The sequence below is a fragment of the Bacillota bacterium genome, from assembly GCA_024655925.1.
GTDB lineage: Bacteria > Bacillota > DTU025 > DTU025 > JANLFS01 > JANLFS01.
On the sequence record JANLFS010000082.1, the window covers coordinates 9,569 to 10,626 of the forward strand.

Genomic DNA, 1,058 nt, shown 5'->3' on the forward strand with positions numbered 1-1,058 from the left:
AAGGATGCCAGCATAACGCGGGTGTATGTCAGGCCCGTAAACTCCGCAATTAGAAATGCAGAGCTTCCCATGACTGGAGGCATCCACTGCCCAACAGTCGAGGCTGCTGCTTCGACGGCCCCTGCAAAGTGACTCTTGAATCCGGCCTTCTTCATCAACGGAATGGTTACCGTCCCGGTGGCATATACATTGGAGACCGCACTCCCTGAGATCATCCCGAAAAACGCGCTGCCTACGACCGCGGCCTTGGCTGGCCCTCCACGAAGTTTGCGGGTAGCTGCAGTTGCAAGGCGCATGAAGAACTCATTTCCCCCCACTGCGGCAAGCACAGATCCAAACAGAGTGAACCCAAACACATAACTGGCAGAGGTGCCTACGATTCTTCCAAACACTCCGGAGGACGTCAAGAACAGTTGGTCCATGAGGCGTTCGATTGAAACGCCAGGGTGCTTGAACATGCCGAACGTGTACCGGCCATAGAGCGCATGCAGAATCGCGAGAATACCTATCGCGGCCAAGGGAAGGCCTACGGCCCGTCTTGTAGCTTCCAGCAACCCTAGAACCATTATGGCACCAAATACGTAGTCCCATGTCGTCACGGGACTGACGAACGGAATCCGCCAGATGATCCGTTGGAAGTCGAACTGAGTGTAGAACGTGCTGGAGATTACGAGGAGGATCGCAATGATATCATGAATTGGAACTCGGTCGCGAGGCTCTCCTTTAGCTGCAGGATACAACGCAAATACGAGCGAGACGGCAAATGCAACATGGATGGGCCGGAATCGAAGGGGTTCCGGCAGACCTGTCACCAGCGCCCAAACATGGTAGACTGTCATAGCGGCGGCTATCCAGGCCACAACTGTGCCAACAGGACCAACAAGGGTGCGCTGTTTCGAGATCCTCACGGGCTTAGGTGATGTACCCTGCCCCTTATCCTTGGAGTCGCTCATCCACGAATCTCCTCCCATATCCCGAAAGTACTCGGTGAGTACCGCGCCCTCAATGGGCCGAGCGGGATCAGAGTCGCCGGCCAAGGAGACAGGGAGCCGGCGACT

Annotated in this window: 1 protein-coding gene; it reads right to left on the minus strand. The window is 56.0% G+C overall.

The window, feature by feature from the left end:
• On the minus strand, positions 1-953 hold a 953-nt coding region (locus tag NUW23_11995), incomplete at its 3' end, for a TRAP transporter large permease subunit (protein MCR4426886.1).
• Positions 954-1,058: the final 105 nt, after the last annotated feature.